Genomic DNA, 18,846 nt, shown 5'->3' with positions numbered 1-18,846 from the left:
TTCTTCGGGATGCGGTGAACGCGCGCGCGAGGTGCCGCCACCTTGTTTTATTTTCGAGCGCGCGGGCAATTGGTTTCGGCTTAGCGCGCCTGTGGTTCTTGGCCCACGTACTTTCAGGGAAGCGATGACCACCGGAACTCGTCAAAGCGGTTTTTCCGCGCTTGGGCCCATTTCCTGGGGCACCCATCTGTGTCACTTCTACGAATCGCGTAGCGAATTACTCAGCGTCACGGCGGATTTCCTGCACGCGGGACTCGCCAATCACGAAGTCGGCGTGTGGGTCGCGCCCGCTTTGCTCGGACCCGACAAAGCCCGTTACATGCTCACGCGAACCGAGCCCGCGCTCGCGGACTATATCGATGCGGGTCAACTGCAAATTCTCGACGGCGCGCAACTCTACGCGCGGCCTAAAAGCGGCTTCAATGGCGGCGCCACCGTCGGCTTGTGGTCAGCCGCGATCAACGAGGCGCTGGGGCGCGGCTTCGAAGGGCTGCGGGTGGCCGGCGACGCCGTTTGCGACGAAAGCACCGATTGGATCGCGCTGCTCGACTACGAAGCGTCATTGAAAGACAGGCTCGCGTCGCGGCCGATCATCGGTTTGTGCACTTACTGCGTGCAACGGCTGCGCAGCGCGCAGAGCCAGGAAATCGCGCGCCTTCACGATGCGACCATCGAGCCGCGCGTCGAACCCCTGGAGCGTTCACGCACGCAGGCCGCGAGGCAAGGCGTGCGGCAGCCGCCAATCGCATCCTTCGGCGCCGCGCGCGATGAAGCGAAAGACCGCTCCATGGGTCCGATGATCGGTCATGAGATTCGCAATGCAATCACGCCGCTTGGCTTGCTCGCCCATTTGCTGAACACGCAGTACGGCCACGACGACCAACTCAAGCGCTATGCGCTGCTGTTATCGCGGCAAGCCAGCCTGCTTGGCGAACTGGCCCAGCAATTGATGGAGCCCGCTCAAGCCGAATTCGCCAATGTGCACGCGCCCGCGCTGGCGGAGCCGCCGCGCGCGTCGCCGGAGACAGGAAGCGCTCAGCCCGAGCCTGTGGATATCGACGATCTGATCGCGCATTGCATTCAGGTCGCCGAAGCGGGGTTTCCCGACCATGCGCCGATCCGTCTGGTGAAAGGCCACGCGCCGCTCGTCGTGCAGGGCCACTTCGGCAAGCTCACGCAGGTGTTCGGCAACCTGATGGTGAATGCGCTCAAGTATTCGGCGGCGGAGCATGCCGTCGACGTCGCGGTGTCTCGCGCCGGACGTTACTGCTATGTCCGCGTGCGCGATCACGGCATCGGCATCGCGCCCGGCGAACTGGCGAGCATCTTCGAGCCATACGAGCGCGGACTCGGCGCTTGTGCGTCGGGCGCCAACGGTCTCGGGCTGGGATTGTCGGTGGTGCGCGACATCGTCGCGAATCATGGCGGCGCCGTCGAGGCGTTCTCGGACGGTCCCGGTTGCGGCGCGGAGTTCGTGGTGCGCTTGCCGTTGGCGAGCACGACAACCTCAGCCGATGCGGCCGTGCATGAGGCAAACGAACGCCAGGCGGTTTGCGCCGCGCCGGCTGTCTGAGATCGCTTGATTCCAGGTGCCTGCCGGCGCGCCGATTCGCGGCGCCTGGCGCTGGCCGGTACCGCTTCCAGCACGGGCATTCACATTCGGGATTTCCTGACACCAGATTCAGGAGACCGCCTGCGCATTTTTCCGGCGTTCCTTACTGTGAGCGGCTCTTGGCCCCTCTAGGATGGGCTATCGAATTTTCTTTTCGGCGGTCCCGTTATGACCGGTCACCCGGCAGACCACGACGATGCAGTTGCGCAGGTCAACAGCGCATGCCTGCGGCTCTTCGACACGTGGTGCGAAAGCAGAAGCGTCATACCGCTTGGCTATCTGTTGCACTGCTGGCCCTTGCCGGACAATCAACCCGCCTCCTTGCGGCGGCTGGCCGACGGCTTGCGCGAACTGAGCAGGGCGCACCCGGGGGCATTGGACGGCCGCATCTGGCCGATATTCTGCGAACTGGCTTTATGTATCGACGAGATTCTGCCGAATCCCTCGCTGCGCATGCCGAACATGCTGCACTAGGCGATAACCGTCACCCCGCGTCTTTGCTGGCGCGACGAGCGGCGTGCATGGACTCCGCTTTGGCAACGAGTGCAGAATAGACGAGACAAGAACCGTAGCACTCGCGGGGACGTATGGCAGACAGCATGTTCGACGCATGGTGGAATTCGGTTGGCCGCTTCCGAAGCAGCGTCGTGTTGCGGCTCTTCGCAACCGTGCTGCTCTTCAGTTGCGCGGTCACGCTATTGCTGACCGGATTGCAGCTTTACCGCGACTACCACCGCGGCGTGGAGCAGATCGAAAACCGCCTCGCGGACATCGAGCGCAGCAATCGCGACAGCCTCGCCGAAGCGCTATGGCGGCTCGACAATGCGCAACTCCAACTGGAACTGAACGGCATCTTGCGCATGGCCGATGTGCGCGCGGTGGAGATTCGCGAGACGGGCAAGCCGCACGGGCCCGCTTTCCTGAGCGCCGGGCGGCGCACCGCCGGTCCGGTGATCGTGCGCGAGTTTCCGCTCGTCTACAGCGTGCAGGGCAAGGAGCGCGAGATCGGCCGGCTTTACGTCGAGGCGACGCTTGCCGATCTTTATCACGAGCTGACCCACGCCGCCGTGACGATTCTGCTGACCCAGGCCGCCAACACGTTCCTCGTTTCGCTCTTCACGATCTACATTCTGTCGCGCCTCGTCATGCGGCATGTCGCGGCGATCGCGCGCACGGTGGGACGCTACGATTTCCGCGAGCCGCATCGGCCGTTCACCTTGCCGCGCCGCGGGCCGCGTGAGCCCGACGAACTCGACCGCATGGTGGCCGCGTTCAATGCGATGGGCGAGCGTCTGCATCACGCGTATCTCGACGAACGCGACGCGGCGGCCGAGCGCGAAGCGCGCCACCTGGCCGAGGCGGCCAACCGCGCCAAGGGCGAATTCCTCGCGAATATGAGCCATGAACTCCGCACGCCGCTGAACGGCATTCTCGGCTATGCGCAGATACTCGGACGCGACACGACGCTCAACGAGTTGCAGCAGCAGCGTGTCGCGGTGATCCGCCGCAGCGGCGAACATCTGCTGACGTTGATCGAGGACGCGCTGGATTTCGCGCGGATCGAAGCGGGCAAGCTGCGCGTGGAGATTTGCGACGTGCCGCTGGCGGCGCTCGTCGACGTGATTCGGGACATCATCGGCGTGAAGGCGGAGCAGAAGGGGCTCGCTTTCGTCTGCGAAATCGACGCCGACGCGCCCGCCGGCGTGCGTGCCGACGAGCGGCGCTTGCGGCAGGTGTTGCTCAACCTGCTGGCGAACGCGGTGAAGTTCACCGATCGCGGCGGCGTCAGCCTGCATATCTCCCAAGCCGCGTCGGGTCGCGTTCGTTTCGACATTCGCGATACCGGCATTGGAATCGGTCCCGACCAGTTGGCGAGCATCTTCGAGCCGTTCGAGCAACTGGGCGCGCCTGAGCGGCGCGCCGGCGGGACCGGCCTCGGCCTCGCGATCAGCCGGCAGTTCGTGCGCGCGATGGGCGGCGAGATCGCGGTCGAAAGCGAGCCAGGGCGGGGCAGCGCCTTCTGGTTCGAACTGGAGCAGGCCGGCGTTGCGGCAATCACGTTCCCGACGATAGCGCCCGCGCCGCTTCCGCATCGGCTCACCGGTTACGACGGTCCGCGCAGGAAAGTGCTGATCGTCGACGACGTGGAGGTCAATCGCGCGGTGGTGGTCGATCTGCTAGGCCGCCTCGGCTTCGACACCGTCGAGGCGCACAGCGGCCGCGACGGGTTCGAGAAGGCGCAACGCGAACGGCCCGAACTGATCCTCACCGACATCGTGATGCCCGGCATGAACGGGCTCGAATTGGCGCGCAGCCTGCGTCGGCTGGACGACTTCGCGAGCGTTCCGATCATTGCGATGTCCGCCAGTTCGTCGGGCAGCGACAAGGCGATGAGCGTCGCTGCCGGCGTGAGCGGGTTCGTCTCGAAGCCGGTCGAGTTCGACGCCTTGTTGACGCAGATCGCCACGCTGCTGCGCCTACACTGGATTTATGCGCCGCCGTGCCCGTCCACGTGCGAGGAGGCGTTCGCTCATTCGTCGTCATTGCCTGTGCCGCCCGAGCAGATGAGCGAACTCCATCGACTCGCGCGCCTCGGCGACATGCAGGCCATCGTCGCGTGGTCCGAGGGCATCGCGGCGCTCGATGGGCGCCATCGACCGTTCGCGGCGCAACTCAGCGCGCTCGCGAGGGGGTATCAGTCGAGGGCGATCCTGCAACTGGTGGAGCGGCATATGAGCGGCGAGCTACAGCCATGAGCGAGCAAGGCGCGGATACCGGCGAGCGGCCGACGATTCTCATCGCCGACGACACGCCCGCGAACTTCGGCGTGGTGGTCGACAGCCTGGTGAACCGCGGCTATCGCGTGCTGGTCGCGCTCGACGGCGAGGAGGCGCTGGAGCGCGCATTGTTTTCGCAGCCTGACCTGATCCTGCTCGACGTGACGATGCCCGGCATCAACGGTTTCGAGACTTGCAGGCGGCTCAAGGCGGATGAGCGCACGCGCGACATCGCGGTGATTTTCATGACCTCGTTGACGGGCAGCGAGGACATGATCGAGGGCTTTTCGGCCGGCGGCGTCGATTATGTGACGAAGCCGGTGCAGGTCGATGAAATGATGGCGCGCATCGAGACGCATCTGGCGCTGCGCGGCATGCACCGGCAACTGGTCGAGCAGAACCGCCAACTGCTGAGCGAAGTGGCGGTGCGCATGCGGGCGGAGGCGGCTCTGTCGCGCGCGCGCGATGAACTCGAACAGCGGGTCGAGCAGCGCACGCAGCAGCTCGCGCAGTCGAATGCAAGGCTGTCCGCCCAGGTCGACGAGCGCCGCCGCGCCGAAGCGAAACTGCTGTCCAGCGAGGCGCGCTTTCGAACGATTGTCGAGACGAGCCCTATCCCGCTGTGCATCACGTCGATGCCGGAAGGCGTCATCCTCTATGCGAACGAGCCGCTGCGCGAACTGTTCGGGCTCGAGGTGCGCGCCGGCACGCTCGTCAATATCGTCGATTTCTATGTGAATGCGAGCGACCGCGACCGGCTGGTGACGCATTTGCGCCGCGAGGGCAGCTTTCGCAACTCCGAGGTCCATTTGCGGCGCTCGGACGGCACCGAGTTCTGGGCGATGGCGACCGCGCGCGTGGGGACGTTCGGCGACTCGCCCGCGATCTACGTGGGGCTGAACGACATCACGGCGCGCAAGCGCATCGAGCAGGAACTGCTCGAATCGCGCGAGCAATTGCGCGAATTGTCCGCCTACATGGAAGCGATTCGCGAGGAGGAGCGCAAGCGCATCGCGCTGGAGATTCACGACGAACTCGGGCAGTTGCTGACCGCGCTGAAGATGGATGTCTCCTTGCTGAAGATGCGTCTCGGCGCCGACCCGGACGCGATCCGCAAGGCGGACGACATGCGCGAGCTGGTCGAGAAAACGATCTGGATGGTCCGCAATGTCGCTAACCATCTGCGGCCCGCGGCGTTAAACTTCGGCATCGTTTCCGCGCTCGAGTGGTTGATCGAGGACTTCGGCCGGCGCAACAGCATTCCGTGCCAGTTGCACATCAACGGCGGCGAGCCGGTGCTGCCGGATGCGTACGCCACGGCGGTATTCCGCATCGTTCAGGCTTCGCTCACCAACATCGGGCGCCATGCGGACGCCACCCGGGCCGACGTGACGCTGACCAGCACCGAGGCGACACTCGACCTTCACGTAAGCGACGACGGCTGCGGTTTCGAGCCGGAGAAGGCGCACATGGGTTATTCATACGGCCTGCTCGGCATGCAGGAACGCGCCCGGCTGATCGGCGGCGAGATGACGATCGACAGCGCACCCGGCATGGGCACGGCCATTTCCATCCACATTCCGCTCGCAGGCGGGACCCAAAATGATCCACATCCTGATTGCTGACGACCACGCGATTGTGCGCGGCGGCCTGAAACAGATCATCGCGACGACCACCGATATCGTCGTCGCCGCCGAGGCCGCGCAAGGCTCCGAAGTGCTCGAACGCCTGCGCACGGGGCAGTTCGATCTCATGCTGCTCGACATGACGATGCCGGGCATCAGCGGGGTCGATCTGATCCGTCGGGTGCGCGCCGAGGAGCCGCGCCTGCCGGTGCTGGTGCTGAGCATCCACAACGAGGCGCAAGTGGTGTCGCGCGCGCTGCGGGCCGGCGCGACCGGCTACGTGACGAAGGACAGCGACCCGGAGGTGCTGCTCACCGCGATCCGCAAGCTGGCCGCCGGCGGTCGCTTCATCGATCCCAAGCTGGTGGACGCGATGGTGTTCGAGACGCATTCGGGCGATGCGCCGCCGCACGAGATCCTGTCGGACCGCGAATTCCAGGTCTTGCGGATGCTGTCGGCGGGCCAAAGCATCAACGACATCGCCGAATCGTGCTCGCTCAGCGCCAAGACGATCAGCACCCACAAGATGCGTCTCATGCAGAAACTCGGCCTCACCAACAACGCCGAGTTGATCCGCTATGCGATCCGGCATGGCCTCGTTGCGGAGTGACAGACGCCTTTAGGGGAATCCTGAACCTTTAACCAGCATTTCCTGACTTCACAATCCGCCGCCGCCGACTGAAAAGCGCCTTGCATTGGCTCACGATGATTCAATGCGAATCGGATGGTCGAGGGGGCGGACGTGGTTGCGACGACAAGCTTACTACGCGGGCTGCGCGAGAAATTGCAGGCCATGGCGGGCACCCTGCCGGTCCGCGTGCTCTCGCTGCACGGTTCGCAGGACGGCCTGACATGCCGGGCCTGCATCGAGATCAGCCGGCCCGACGGCCCGTTGGTGCTGTTCTTCTTCAGACATGACGACGGTAGCTGGCATGCCTTCCCGCCGGAACTCAACCTGTGCAGGATGAGCTTCGAACCATTCGTTGCGTGACATGAACATTCCGCCACAAGGGAGATCATGGATGACCGCGGACAACTGTGGAGAACTGTCGAACTACGAGACGCAATTGCGGGCATGGATGAGCGAATGGTATGACCATGCATTCGCGAGCGGCTTCATCCAGCCGCCGTTCGTGCTCAATCATGCAACCGCGGTGAGGCTCGAAGGCTACTTCAACGTGGGCCTGACTCCTGCTGAAGGCGCCAACGTGATCTTCGGCGTGGTGCATTGACCTGCCGGCGGCGTCCTGCCGCCGTCGTTGCATCAGCGGGATATTACGGTTTGTCAGGATAGGTGGCGCGTGGCACGATGGGGAACCGCACAGGCTCGGTGCCTGTGCGGAGATGCGCCAATCCCGGCGCGGCATTCCTCCCGTGTCGAGACGCTATCCATCCATGCATCGCAGGCGCTTCCTGCTGGCCGCGCTCGGCGCAACAGGCGTCACGCTTGGCGCGCATGCCGCGCCGGCCGGCCACTTCGATATCGTCTATCCGCGCATTCGTCCGGGCGGCGACGTGCACGCCGCGTTCGCTCTCGCCGTCCTCGACCTGGCGTTGAGCACGGCGAACGTCTCCTATTCCGTGCGTCAGGCCGAAATCGTCATGGAGCGCGGCCGCGCGCTCGCCGAACTGGCGAACAGCAACGGTGCGATCAATCTGCATTGGACGAGCATGGAAGCGCGCGCCGAGCGCGGCCTGAATGTCGTGCGCATTCCGATCCATCGCGGGCTGATCGGCTACCGGTTATTCATCATAAGGAAGGACCGGCAACGGGATTTCGACCGCATCGAGCGCTTGTCGGATCTGCAGGCGTTCACGGGCGGGCAGGGACTCGGCTGGATCGACACCGACATCCTCAAGGCGGCGGGTCTGACGATTCAGAGTTCGACCTACGAGACGATGTTCGAGATGACGCAGAGCGGCCGCGTCGATTACTTTCCGCGCGGCATCGTGGAAGCGTATGCCGAGCTGGACGCACGCGGGCGCCGCGAGCCTGATCTCGTCGTCGAAAACAGGTTGATGCTGAGATACCGGTCCGATTTTCTTTTTTACGTCGCCACAGGCCAGGAAGCCCTGGCGGGGGCGATCGAGCGCGGACTCGTCCTGGCGTATCGCAACGGCGCCTACATGCGGCTCTTCAACTCGCATCCGTACATTCAGGACGCGCTGGCGCGCGCGAGGCCCGCGTCGCGCAAGACCTTCGAGCTGGACAATCCCTATCTCTCCGACGCCGACCGCCGCATACCGGCCGCGTACTGGATGAGCTGACGTTCCACTACCCGTTGTGCGCGGCCCATGTTGCCGGCGCGGAGGGGACGAGCAGATCGTCGACGCAATCCGACAACTCGCACAGTTGCTGGAAAGATGCGCGGTCCAAACCGTGCAGCGGATGCCGCCGCAATTCGCGCAGCGCGCCGCCGAGGCGGCGGAACGCTTCCGCATCGCTGTTGATCAGCGGCCAGCCTCGCAACAGATACGTAAGCGGCATGAGCCGTCTGCTTTCGCACCACCGATCGAACAGGCGCGTACAGATCGCGTTGATGTGCTCGACCGCATTTTCTCGTTCGGACAGATAGGGGACCATGGCGGCACGCGCAAGCAGGACGATTGATGTGTGTCCATCGTATGTGGACAGTTATCGCGGTGCTGTCAGGACATGAAGAAAAAAGCTCAGGTCGATGCTGATCTTCGGGTAGGGAAATCCTTAAACGCGGCTTGCACCCCGATGCGGCCGTTTTGCCCCAACTGCCGCCATTGAAGCCGCCACCTGCAAATCTTCCTGGGCTATGCTTGCCGGGTAAGCCGCACCGTGCCCTCGGCCTTTCCGCTGACCAATACTCAACTGGCGCGCCGGCCCGATGAATGTCCGGGAGACGCCCGTCGGGAGGGTGTTGCGCAGCATGGCGCGCATGCGGCGGCGGTCGTGGATGATCGCGCAATCTCTGACCTGATATGCACGGAACTCGATGAAAAAGATCAGCCGGGAGCCGCCACAGGGGCTGGATGCCGTAACGCGGCGGGACGATGGGCGCGTCGAGCGAACCGCGGCCGAGCCGGATGCGCTCGCCTATCTGAAGAATCGCGCGCTCAATCTGGTCCGCGAGGCGGCCTATCTGATCGACCGGAACGCGCGCTTCATTTACGCCAACGACGAGGCTTGCCGCACGCTGGGTTACGACCACGCGCAACTGCTGCGAATGCGTGTGATGGACGTCGATCCCGAGTGGAGCCTCGAGCGCTGGCAAACGGCCTGGGCGGAGTTGCGCGAGAAGGGCTCGCTCCTCGTCGAGTCGACACAGCGGCGCCAGGACGGCACCACCTTGCCGGTGGAAATCAACGCAAGCTATTTCGAGTTCGACGGCGAGCCGTACAACCTGGCGCTCGTGCGCGACATTACCGAGCGCAAGCGGACCGAGGCGCTGCTGATCGGCCAACTTCAGATGGAAGCGCAGTTCCGCCGGCTCGCGGAAAGCACGCCCGATATCATCTGCCGCTATGACCCGCAGTGCCGGCTCGTGTACGCGAACTCCGGACTCGCCTCGATACTTCGCCGTCCGTTGCAGGATCTGCTTGGCGGCACGCCGACCGAACACAGTGCCGATCCGCAGTTCGCCGTCTATCAGCGCGCCCTGGCGGCGACGCTCGAAACGGGCGCCGAACGCACGCTCGAACTCGCGCTGCAAGACGGCGCGAGCAGCGTGAGCTATCACCATGTCCGCATCCTCGCCGAGCGCGGACTGCGCGACGAAATCACGAGCGTGCTGGCGCTCGGACGCGACATTACCGAACGCAAGAAGGCGGAAGCGCATCTGCACGCAAGCGGACAGGCGTTCCGCGCGCTGGTCGAGCATTCTCCCGACTACATCGCCCGCTACGATCGCGAGTGCCGGCGCGTCTACGCGAATCCGGCGCTGCGCGCGCTGCTGCCGCAAGGCATCGACGAAACCGCCGACGCGGGCACGGTCGACGACTCGCCCGTGGTCGACGTGCCGCGGTACCGCGACCGGCTGCGCCGCGTCGTCGAGACCGGCACCGAACGCATGGACGAAATCCGCTTCCGCAATGCCAAGGGCGAAGTGCGCTGGGGGCATATGCGGATGGTGCCCGAGTTCGCCGCCGACGGCCGGGTGGCCACCGTGCTCGCCATCTGCCGCGACATCGACGAACTGAAGCGCAGCGAGCAACTGTTCCGCACGCTCACCGAGAGCTTTCCGGACTTCATCGCCCGCTTCGATCGGGAGGGGCGTCACACCTATGTGAATCCGCGTGTATCGAAGGCATTCGGTATGCCGCAGGAAGACTTCATCGGCAAGCAGCTTCACGAATTGCAGACGGGCGGCAGCAGCGCGCAGAACGAACTGCTCGAAGCGAGCGTTCGCCGCGTGGTGGCGACCGGTGAACCGGCTGACCACGAAGCGCTATGGGCGACCGATGAAGGCTGGCATGTCTTCGAGGTGCGGCATATTCCCGAGAAAGACGCGGAGGGCGATGTGGTCAGCGTGCTCGGCGTGGCGCGCGACGTGACGCGGCTGCGAACCACCGAACTCGCCTTGCGCGCGAGCGAGGTGGCGTTTCGCACGCTGGCCGAGAACGCGCCGGAGATGATCGTCCGCTACGACCGCGACTGTCGCTATAGCTACGTCAACCCGCGGTTCGAACAGATCAACGGGATTCGCGCGGCGGATGCCGTCGGCAAGACGCCCGCGGAGTTGTCGGCCGCCGCGATGCCCGAGTTGCAAATGATCACCGCGACGCTCGATCAGGTGATGACGAGCGGGATCGGCGCGAAGGTGGATCTTACGTGGGAGCGCGACGGCAAGCCGGTCGGCTGGCACGTGAGCGCCGTTCCCGAGCACGACGCCGACGGCGAGACGCGTGGCGCGCTGACGATCTGGACCGACATCACGGCGCGCATGGAAGCCGAACTCCGCTTGCGCGAATCGTATGCGCTGTTGCAGGAGTTGACCTCGCTGCGCGAAACGGCGCGCGAGGAGGAGCGCAAGCGCATCGCCCGCGAGATGCACGACGAACTGGGCCAGCAACTGACGGCGCTGCGGCTCGGCGTGTCGGCGATGCGCATCGAGTTCGCCAGGGATAATTCCGTCCTGGATGAACGGTTTCAGGATCTGCTGAGTCTCGCGGACGGCACCATGCAGGTGGTGCGCAACGTGGTGGCCTCGCTGCGGCCGGCCGCGCTCGATGCGGGCATCGTCGCCGCGCTGGAGTGGCTCGCGGCCGAGTTCTCGCGCGACGGGCGCGTTGTCTGCCGCCTGCGAATTCCCGACGACAATCTGGTGCTCGACGAAGAGCGCGCCGTGGCGCTGTTTCGGATCGTGCAGGAAGCATTGACGAATGTCGCGCGCCACGCCGGCGCTAGCGAGGTGACGATTTCGCTCGAACAGGTCGAGCAATACTGGAACCTCGAAATACGCGACGACGGGCGCGGCTTCGATTTGACGGCGCCGCGCGCCAAATCGTTTGGGCTGGTCGGCATGCGGGAGCGGGCGCTGATGCTGGGCGGCGAGATATCGGTGCATAGCGCGCCGGGCAGCGGCACGTCGATCGCGGTGCGGATACCGGCGGATGACGAGGCTTCGGGGAGGCGCATGGAGTGAGTGGGGCGCATGGCTGTTTGAGGCACGTCGAGCGTGGGAGGTGCGCCGCGGCGTGCGAGGCGACCGCCCCCCGCATCTCACTTGCGCTTCGCCTTGCCTTTATTGCCCTTGCGCTTGCCAGGCTGCGACGGCCCCGCCGCCGCCGACGGCTGCTGCGCCGCCGCTTCGCGCGCCGCATGGCGAGCGCGTTGCGCTTCCTGCCGCGATTCCAGTTGCTCCCTGCATTGCTGCACCCCCCGTCCCAGCGCGACGTTTTCTTGCATCAACGCCCTGCATCTATCCTTGTCGCCCGTTTCCGTGGCGTAGTAAAGCAAACCTTGCGTGCTGATGGAGAGGTCCTCGTTGAGCAGGTCGAGCAAATCGTTGGCGTCCTCCGGCAGGTTGCTGCCCGTGTCCATGACGACGGCCTTCAGCGCATCCAGAGTGACGCGCATCCACTGACGTTGCGCCGTGTCGACTTCCAGCGTCGCGCGCCATTCGAGGCTGTTCGCGAGCTGGTCGACGACATGCTGCTCCACCCGGGCTCCGCCGGCCATGCCGGGCTGGTCTTTTGAGGCGTCGATCTGCTCCGTCAGTCTTGCATGGACCTCGCGAATCTTGCCGACGGTGTCCTCATTGAGGCTGACCAACGCATCGCTTTGGAATTTATAGCTGCCGGCATCCCGCGCCGGACGTCCGGCAAGATTGTGCACGCGGTTATGCATATCCGCGAACCGGCCCAGCACATCGAAGCTCAGTCGCATGCATTCCGCCTGGCGCTCGCTGCGCGATGCCAGGGAGCCGAGAATCTGGGCCAGTTGGTCCGCCGTGCCGGCGCCCAGGTCCAGCCTCAGCGTCGCGCATTGACCCAACACCGCGCCCGCATTCACACCGGCCGCGCGTGCGCGCTCGGCAAAGCCGTGAGTCACTTTTGCGCGCCGGGACAAGGGCGCGTTGCCGATGGCTTCTCGCGCTTCGCCGTAACACTCGGTCAGGTCAGCCGTGAGGCGGCAGGACATGGCGAGACCGCTCAGCATCAGCACGGTATTCGCCCGCTCGTGCACCATCGTTTCCGGCGCATCCGGGGGCAACTGGAGCACGGTCTCGCGATAGGCATCCACCCGACTGGCCAAGGATCGTGCAAGACCGATGAATTGCGCGTCATCGCCAGGGTTCGCGATGGCGCTCGCGGGCGCGTCGTCGCGCAGCAGGTCAGGAAGTTCGCCGAGGATGTCCTGGAGACGCGCCGCTCCGCTTTGCCGCTCGGTTGCCACGCGAACGCAAAGCGATTTTACGTCGGCCTGCTGAGTGGCGTATGCGGCTCGGATCAGCTCTGTTCTGAGCGCGGAACACAAGTTCAAGAATGCACGCAACGTATCGTTCAACGCGGATGCCGCGTTGGTGAGCGCGCCTCGCGCGAGTCCGGCTGCCTGTTGGATGCGGTCCGCCGTGGACATCAACCGATGCATGTCAGCGGGGCGGTTTTTCGTCGCGTCGAGAAAATCGGCCAGTGCCGCAAAGGGCGTGCTTAACCGTTCCACGTCGATATCGGTCGCTCGTCGAAGGAAAGCCGAGTCTTCGGCCAACGCGAGCAGTGCACGGCAGCGGCCCGCCAGGTCCTCGATGAACGGCTCGGCTGATCCGCCCGTTATCGCTCGCGGTTCGCCGATGCCGATTCCACCGCGGCTTCCCGTGAGTACCTGCGGAATATCGCGCCACAGGGTCGCGAATGCCGCGCCAACCGCCGTCTGCATCTGCGTGATGGCCGTGGCGCGACCCTGGCGAATTTGCGCATGGAGCGCCTGCGGTTCGGGCGTCTCGCGCGCTTCGGGGGACCATTCCGCGGTCGCGCTATCGAATGTATGGGCCGCGTCGTCGTAGGCTTCGGCGGCGTCATGCCACGCGACGATCGCCTCAAGAGCGCTGTCGACAGACTGCGCCGCGGCCTCGTGATTTGCGCTCGCCGAGAGGGTCGCGCCTTCGGCGCGCGCGAGGAGCGGCGCGAGGCCGGTTTGCAATGCGACAAGCCGCGCAACCTCGGGCGGTTCGGCCATGATGGCTTCCACGGCGGCTTCCTGCCCGGGAGCGATTGGCTCCGCAACCGGCTCCGCGGCAACCGTCTCCGCGACAGCCTCCACAACCGCCTCCACAACCGGCGCCTGTACGAACTCGCCTCGCAGCGCCAACGTCAGGTCACCCGTGAGCTTTTCCAGTTCAGCACAGCGAGCGAGGAGTCTCGCCCGCAACGCCTCACGTTGGTTCGGACTCGCCTTCAGCAGCGCGGTGACGCGGCGCTCCGTTGCAGGCGGTGGAGCACGCCCGTCTGCGTCGATGCTGGGCAGTTCCACGTCCACGCCCTCGACAGATGGATCATGCGGAGGCGGTGCGGCCGGTTGTTGCGCAAGGCGGTGTATCGCCGTGGACAGATCATGCGCGCTGGCGCCGATGTTGCGCAGTTCCACGTCGAGGCCTTCGATCGGCGCGTCATGCAACGGCAGTGCGGCCAGTTCCTCTGTCCCGCAGCGCGCGAGTGCGCGGCGCAGCGGCTCGATGGTCAGTTCCAGCGCGCGCACGTAGCCTTCGCCGAACGGGGTTTGCTCGCGCTTCACGCAAAGAATGCCGCGCAGCACGTCCCCTTTGATGTCGAGCCGCGCGACATGAGCATCGCACTCCTCGACCGCCTCGTTCAGGCGAGCGATGTCCCGAACGGGCAGGCTGATTTTGCTGGCGACCTCGACTGCCGCCTGGTAATGATCCGCCGCCGCCTGCCAGGCCCGCGCGGCATCCTCGCATTGCACCACGGCTCGGCCGAGCAGAGAGAAGTTGCTTTTGAAGTTGTCGTCGGCCGGTACGAACTCTTTGCTAAACCGTGTCGCGGAGGTAATCGGGTGGTGCGTGGCTGCAATCGATCGCAAGGCCTGCGCGTCGCGGACGAGCGCCGCGACATCGGCCGGCGAATTCGATCGCTTGCCGACTTCGGACAGGCGGTGCAAGCGCCGGGTACGTTCGTTCGGATCGGCGTTGACGAGCACGGAGAAGTCGTCACTGGAATCCGATTCGGCGTCGCTGACATCATCCGGCGAGGCGTCGCCGGATTGCGCCATGCCATGCGCGGCCGATGACGTTTCGGCGGGCCACATCGCGCGAAGCTGCTCCGCGAGCGCACGGGTCGACGGAGGGGGAGAGCGCCTCGGTGGCGGCGAGCCGGAGGGGCGGCGCGTGCGCGCTTCCGGCAACGCTGCCAGCGAGCCCGCGCGCGCGGATGCGTGCGAGCGCGATACGCCGGGTGTGTCGCTCATGCCCGCGGTGCTGGTGGCGGCGGCAGTGCGGCGGCTCTCTTCGGAAGCCGACGCGGCCGCGTCCGTCGAGGTGGGCGAGATGGGCGATGCGGGAGTAGAGCGAGGAATCATGGTGGGCGTGTCCGCATGGCGGGCATGCTGCCCGCGTTCGAAGACGCTCACCGTACCGCGATGACATCGCGCAAGCGCCGAGCCAGCCGAAATTCATGGTTGCCCAGCGAAAGCGCCAAACCCAGCCTCGCAAGGTGCGAGGCTGGATGCAGGCCGCGACTTATTCGACCTCGGACGCCGCTCCATATCCGCCACCGCCAGGCGTCTGAATCACGAAAACATCGCCGGCCTTCATCTGCACCTGATGACGCGCGCCGAAGGTTTCACGCTCCGCCGAACCGGCTCGTTCGACCCAGTTCACGCCGACCTTGCCCGGCGATCCGCCCGCCATGCCGAACGGCGCAACGCGCCTACGATTCGACAGGATGACGGCGGTCATCGGTTCGAGAAAGCGGACGCGCCGCTCGGTGCCGTCGCCGCCTCGCCATTGCCCCGCGCCGCCGCTGCCGTGACGCACGCGGAAGTCGTCGAGGCGAACCGGGAAGCGCCATTCGAGCACTTCGGGATCGGTGAGCCGCGAGTTGGTCATGTGCGTCTGCACGGCGCTGCAACCCGCCGCCGACGCACTCGCGCCCGAGCCCCCGCAGATGGTCTCGTAGTACTGGTACTGCTCGTTGCCGAACGTGAAGTTGTTCATCGTGCCCTGGGCGCCCGCCATCACGCCGAGCGCGCCGTAGAGCGCATCGGTCACGACCTGCGACGTCTCGACGTTGCCGGCCACCACCGCGGCCGGATAGCGCGGGTTGAGCATCGAGCCTGCGGGAATGCGAATGTCCAGCGGCTTCAGACAACCGGCGTTGAGCGGAATGTCGTCGTCGACGAGTGTGCGGAACACATACAGCACGGCCGCCTTGCAGATCGCGGAGGGCGCGTTGTAATTGTTCGGCTGCTGTTCGCTCGTGCCTGCGAAATCGATCACCGCCGAGCGCGCGTCGCGGTCGATCGACACCGCGACGACGATCTTCGCGCCGTCGTCAAGTTCGTATTCGAAGCGTCCGTCCTTGAGCACCGACAGCGTGCGCCGCACGACTTCTTCGGCGTTGTCCTGCACGTGCCGCATGTACGCCTGCACCACGTCGAGTCCGAACTGCCCGCACATGCGGTCAAGCTCCTGCGCGCCCTTCGTGCACGCCGCGACCTGTGCCCGCAAATCCGCCATGTTCTGTTCGACGTTGCGAACCGGATAGCGGCCCGAGGTCAGCAACTCGCGCATTTCGCCTTCGAGAAAGCGGCCCTGCGCGACCAGTTGCACGTTATCGAGCAGCACGCCTTCCTGATCGACGTGCGTCGAGTCGGGCGGCATCGAGCCCGGCGAAATGCCGCCGATATCCGCATGATGCCCGCGCGCCGCGACGTAGAACGTCGGCGTCGCATGGTCCTCGACGAAAACCGGCATGACCACCGTCACGTCCGGCAGATGCGTGCCGCCGCCATACGGCGCGTTGAGCACGTAGACATCGCCGGATTGCATGGTGCCCGCGCGCCGCTCGATGATCGTCTGCACGCTTTCGCCCATCGAGCCGAGATGGACCGGCATGTGCGGCGCGTTGGCGATCAGGTTGCCGTCGGCGTCGAACAGCGCGCACGAGAAGTCGAGGCGTTCCTTGATGTTGACCGAGTACGACGTGTTCGCCAGCGTCACGCCCATCTGCTCGGCGATCGACATGAACAGGTTGTTGAACACCTCGAGCAACACCGGATCGGCTTCGGTGCCGATCGCATGACGGTTCACGAGCGCGCTCGTGCGGTTGACCACCAGGTGATTGTGCCGGCTGACCTCGACTTGCCAGCCCGGCTCGATCACGGTCGTCCCGGTCTTTTCGCTGACGATGGCCGGGCCGTCGATACTCGCGCCGGGCGCGAGCGATTCGCGGTCGAACACGGGCGTGTCGTGCCACTCGCCGCCGGAAAACACGCGTGTCATGGCGAGCGGTTCGGGATTCGCGGAAGCACCCTCGGCGAGCGGCCAATGTTCATCCTCGGCCTCGTGCGCCTGGCCGATCGCTTCGACGGCGACGGCTTCGATCACCAGCGCCTTGTTCGGCATCAGGAAACCGTAACGCGCACGGTACAGACGCTCGAACGTCGCGACGATCGCGGGTGCGTCGTTGCTGAATTCGATTTCGAGCGCGGTGTCGGTGCCGTCGTATTTCACGTGAAGCGTGCGGCGCAGCGTGATGCAGTCTTTCGCGATGCGCTGCTGCGCGACTTCGTCTTGCGCGGCGTTTTCCAGCGGCGCGAACGCGTCCTCGCAAGCGGCGAGCGACGCGCTGTCGAGCCGCGTTTCGACGGCTTGCTGACGCAGCGCGCGCACGTCGGCGAGACCCATGCCGTACGCCGACAGCACGCCCGCGAGCGGGTGGATGAACACGCGCGTCATGCCGAGCGCGTCCGCGACGAGGCACGCGTGCTGACCGCCCGCGCCGCCGAAGCAGGCGAGCGTGTACCGGGTCACGTCGTAGCCGCGCTGCACCGAGATCTGCTTGATCGCATTCGCCATGTTCTCCACGGCGATCTTCAGAAAGCCCTCGGCGATTTCTTCCGGCGTTCGTTGCGCGCCGGTCGCTTTTTCGACCTGCGCCGCGACGTCGGCAAACTTGCGCTGCACGACGGCGGCATCCAGCGGCAAGTTACCTTCCGGTCCGAACACGTGAGGGAAAAACTGCGCGCTGATCTTGCCGGTCATCACGTTGCAATCGGTGACGGTCAGCGGGCCGCCGCGCCGATACGACGCCGGCCCCGGATTCGCGCCGGCGCTCTCGGGCCCCACGCGCAAGCGTGCGCCGTCGAAGCTGCAAATCGAGCCGCCGCCCGCCGCCACGGTGTGGATTTTCATCATCGGGGCGCGGATGCGAACGCCCGCCACTTCGGTGGCGAACTCGCGCTCGTATTCGCCCGCATAGTGCGTCACATCGGTCGAGGTGCCGCCCATGTCGAAGCCGATGATCGACTCGAAGCCCGCGAGCTTCGACACTTGCGCCGCGCCCACGATCCCGCCCGCGGGACCGGACAGGATGGCGTCCTTGCCCTGGAAGCGGTGAGCGTCGGTGAGGCCGCCGTTGCTCTGCATGAATTGCAGCGGCACCGCGCCCAGATCGCTTTCCACCTGCTGAACGTAGTGGCGCAGAATCGGCGACAGATACGCATCCACGACGGTCGTGTCGCCGCGCGACACCAGCTTCATCAGCGGGCTGACCTCGTGGCTCACGGAGATTTGCGTGTAGCCGATGTCCTGTGCGATTTCCTTGAGCTTGCGTTCGTGTTCGGCGTACCGGTAACCGTGCATCAGCACGATCGCGCAGGAACGGATGCCGCTCTCATACGCCTGCCGCAATGCCGCGTAAGCCTGCTCCGTATCCAGTTCGCGCACCACTTCGCCGCGCGCGCCGATCCGCTCGTCGATTTCCACCACGCGCTGATACAGCAGCGTCGGCAATTCGATGTCGCGCACGAACAGCTTCGGACGGCTCTGATACGCGATTCGCAAGGCGTCGGCGAAACCCTTCGTGATCGCCAGCACCGTGGGCGCGCCCTTGCGTTCGAGCAGGGCGTTGGTGGCGACCGTCGTGCCCATTCGCACGCTGTCGATCAGATGCGCGGGCACGGGCTCGCGGGCCGCGACGCCCAGCAGATCGCGAATGCCTTGCACCGCCGAATCGCGATATCGCTCGGGATTCTCCGACAGCACCTTGTGCGTGACGATCTGTCCATCGGGGCGGCGCGCGACGATGTCGGTGAACGTGCCGCCGCGGTCGATCCAGAATTGCCAGCGGCGATCACGCGGTAGCTGAGTGTCGGCTTGATGTGTCATCAGAAGAGTTCTCCGGT

Annotated in this window: 13 protein-coding genes; 10 read left to right on the top strand and 3 right to left on the bottom strand. The window is 65.4% G+C overall.

The features are described from left to right. Positions 1–124 precede the first annotated feature (124 nt). From CUJ90_RS22440 to CUJ90_RS22405, 8 genes are all read left to right on the top strand, one after another. Positions 125–1,573 (top strand): MEDS domain-containing protein, encoded by a 1,449-nt coding sequence (locus CUJ90_RS22440; protein WP_114163962.1) that lies wholly within the window; start codon positions 125–127, stop codon positions 1,571–1,573. 207 nt (positions 1,574–1,780) lie between these two features. Beyond that, complete coding sequence (locus tag CUJ90_RS22435) at positions 1,781–2,086, top strand: hypothetical protein (protein WP_073428673.1); 306 nt, start codon at positions 1,781–1,783, stop codon at positions 2,084–2,086. Between the two features lie 113 nt (positions 2,087–2,199). Next, positions 2,200–4,368, top strand: a complete 2,169-nt coding sequence (locus CUJ90_RS22430) for an ATP-binding protein (protein ID WP_114163961.1) — start codon at positions 2,200–2,202, stop codon at positions 4,366–4,368. Continuing rightward, positions 4,365–6,014, top strand: coding sequence for a response regulator (locus CUJ90_RS22425; protein WP_073428671.1), 1,650 nt, complete (start codon positions 4,365–4,367; stop codon positions 6,012–6,014). Before CUJ90_RS22430 ends, CUJ90_RS22425 begins: the two co-directional genes overlap by 4 nt. Further along, the gene (locus CUJ90_RS22420; RefSeq protein ID WP_073428670.1) at positions 5,992–6,624 is read left to right on the top strand and encodes a response regulator; all 633 of its coding nucleotides are present in this window, start codon (positions 5,992–5,994) and stop codon (positions 6,622–6,624) included. Before CUJ90_RS22425 ends, CUJ90_RS22420 begins: the two co-directional genes overlap by 23 nt. 114 nt (positions 6,625–6,738) lie before the next feature. Then, positions 6,739–7,005 carry a hypothetical protein gene (locus tag CUJ90_RS22415; protein WP_073428669.1) on the top strand — a complete coding sequence of 89 codons (267 nt, stop codon included), beginning with the start codon at positions 6,739–6,741 and terminating at the stop codon, positions 7,003–7,005. Positions 7,006–7,036: 31 nt separating this feature from the next. Next, a complete protein-coding gene (locus CUJ90_RS22410; RefSeq protein WP_073428668.1) occupies positions 7,037–7,246 on the top strand; it encodes a hypothetical protein in 210 nt (69 codons plus the stop codon). 163 nt (positions 7,247–7,409) lie between these two features. Further along, complete coding sequence (locus tag CUJ90_RS22405; protein WP_083082249.1) at positions 7,410–8,282, top strand: hypothetical protein; 873 nt, start codon at positions 7,410–7,412, stop codon at positions 8,280–8,282. Between the two features lie 7 nt (positions 8,283–8,289). Here CUJ90_RS22405 and CUJ90_RS22400 read toward each other — a convergent pair whose 3' ends face one another. Next, positions 8,290–8,502 carry a hypothetical protein gene (locus CUJ90_RS22400; RefSeq protein ID WP_310122418.1) on the bottom strand — a complete coding sequence of 71 codons (213 nt, stop codon included), beginning with the start codon at positions 8,500–8,502 and terminating at the stop codon, positions 8,290–8,292. 478 nt (positions 8,503–8,980) lie between these two features. Here CUJ90_RS22400 and CUJ90_RS22395 point away from each other — a divergent pair, with 478 nt between their 5' ends. Further along, positions 8,981–11,629: a sensor histidine kinase gene (locus CUJ90_RS22395; RefSeq protein ID WP_114163960.1), complete on the top strand. Its 2,649-nt coding sequence runs from the start codon at positions 8,981–8,983 to the stop codon at positions 11,627–11,629. Between the two features lie 77 nt (positions 11,630–11,706). Here the strand turns inward: CUJ90_RS22395 and CUJ90_RS22390 are convergent, their stop codons facing one another. Next, complete coding sequence (locus tag CUJ90_RS22390; protein WP_114163959.1) at positions 11,707–14,748, bottom strand: hypothetical protein; 3,042 nt, start codon at positions 14,746–14,748, stop codon at positions 11,707–11,709. A gap of 79 nt (positions 14,749–14,827) precedes the next feature. On the opposite strand from CUJ90_RS22390, the gene CUJ90_RS22385 reads away from it, so the two are divergent. After that, positions 14,828–15,082, top strand: coding sequence for a hypothetical protein (locus CUJ90_RS22385; RefSeq protein ID WP_083082256.1), 255 nt, complete (start codon positions 14,828–14,830; stop codon positions 15,080–15,082). A gap of 96 nt (positions 15,083–15,178) precedes the next feature. Here CUJ90_RS22385 and CUJ90_RS22380 read toward each other — a convergent pair whose 3' ends face one another. Next, entirely contained in the window at positions 15,179–18,829 is a 3,651-nt protein-coding gene (locus tag CUJ90_RS22380) for a hydantoinase B/oxoprolinase family protein (RefSeq protein ID WP_114163958.1), read from the bottom strand. Between the last annotated feature and the right edge of the window lie 17 nt (positions 18,830–18,846).

Source organism: Paraburkholderia terricola, from assembly GCF_003330825.1.
Lineage (GTDB): Bacteria > Pseudomonadota > Gammaproteobacteria > Burkholderiales > Burkholderiaceae > Paraburkholderia > Paraburkholderia terricola.
Note: the sequence above shows the minus strand (reverse complement) of the source record. Positions and strands in the feature narration are given on the sequence as shown.

Coding starts and splice junctions, on each gene's coding strand:
- CUJ90_RS22440 (WP_114163962.1), top strand. CDS start 125: ATGACCACCGGAACTCGTCAAAGCGGTTTTTCCGCGCTTGGGCCCATT.
- CUJ90_RS22435 (WP_073428673.1), top strand. CDS start 1,781: ATGACCGGTCACCCGGCAGACCACGACGATGCAGTTGCGCAGGTCAAC.
- CUJ90_RS22430 (WP_114163961.1), top strand. CDS start 2,200: ATGGCAGACAGCATGTTCGACGCATGGTGGAATTCGGTTGGCCGCTTC.
- CUJ90_RS22425 (WP_073428671.1), top strand. CDS start 4,365: ATGAGCGAGCAAGGCGCGGATACCGGCGAGCGGCCGACGATTCTCATC.
- CUJ90_RS22420 (WP_073428670.1), top strand. CDS start 5,992: ATGATCCACATCCTGATTGCTGACGACCACGCGATTGTGCGCGGCGGC.
- CUJ90_RS22415 (WP_073428669.1), top strand. CDS start 6,739: ATGGTCGAGGGGGCGGACGTGGTTGCGACGACAAGCTTACTACGCGGG.
- CUJ90_RS22410 (WP_073428668.1), top strand. CDS start 7,037: ATGACCGCGGACAACTGTGGAGAACTGTCGAACTACGAGACGCAATTG.
- CUJ90_RS22405 (WP_083082249.1), top strand. CDS start 7,410: ATGCATCGCAGGCGCTTCCTGCTGGCCGCGCTCGGCGCAACAGGCGTC.
- CUJ90_RS22400 (WP_310122418.1), bottom strand. CDS start 8,502: ATGCCGCTTACGTATCTGTTGCGAGGCTGGCCGCTGATCAACAGCGAT.
- CUJ90_RS22395 (WP_114163960.1), top strand. CDS start 8,981: ATGAAAAAGATCAGCCGGGAGCCGCCACAGGGGCTGGATGCCGTAACG.
- CUJ90_RS22390 (WP_114163959.1), bottom strand. CDS start 14,748: ATGTGGCCCGCCGAAACGTCATCGGCCGCGCATGGCATGGCGCAATCC.
- CUJ90_RS22380 (WP_114163958.1), bottom strand. CDS start 18,829: ATGACACATCAAGCCGACACTCAGCTACCGCGTGATCGCCGCTGGCAA.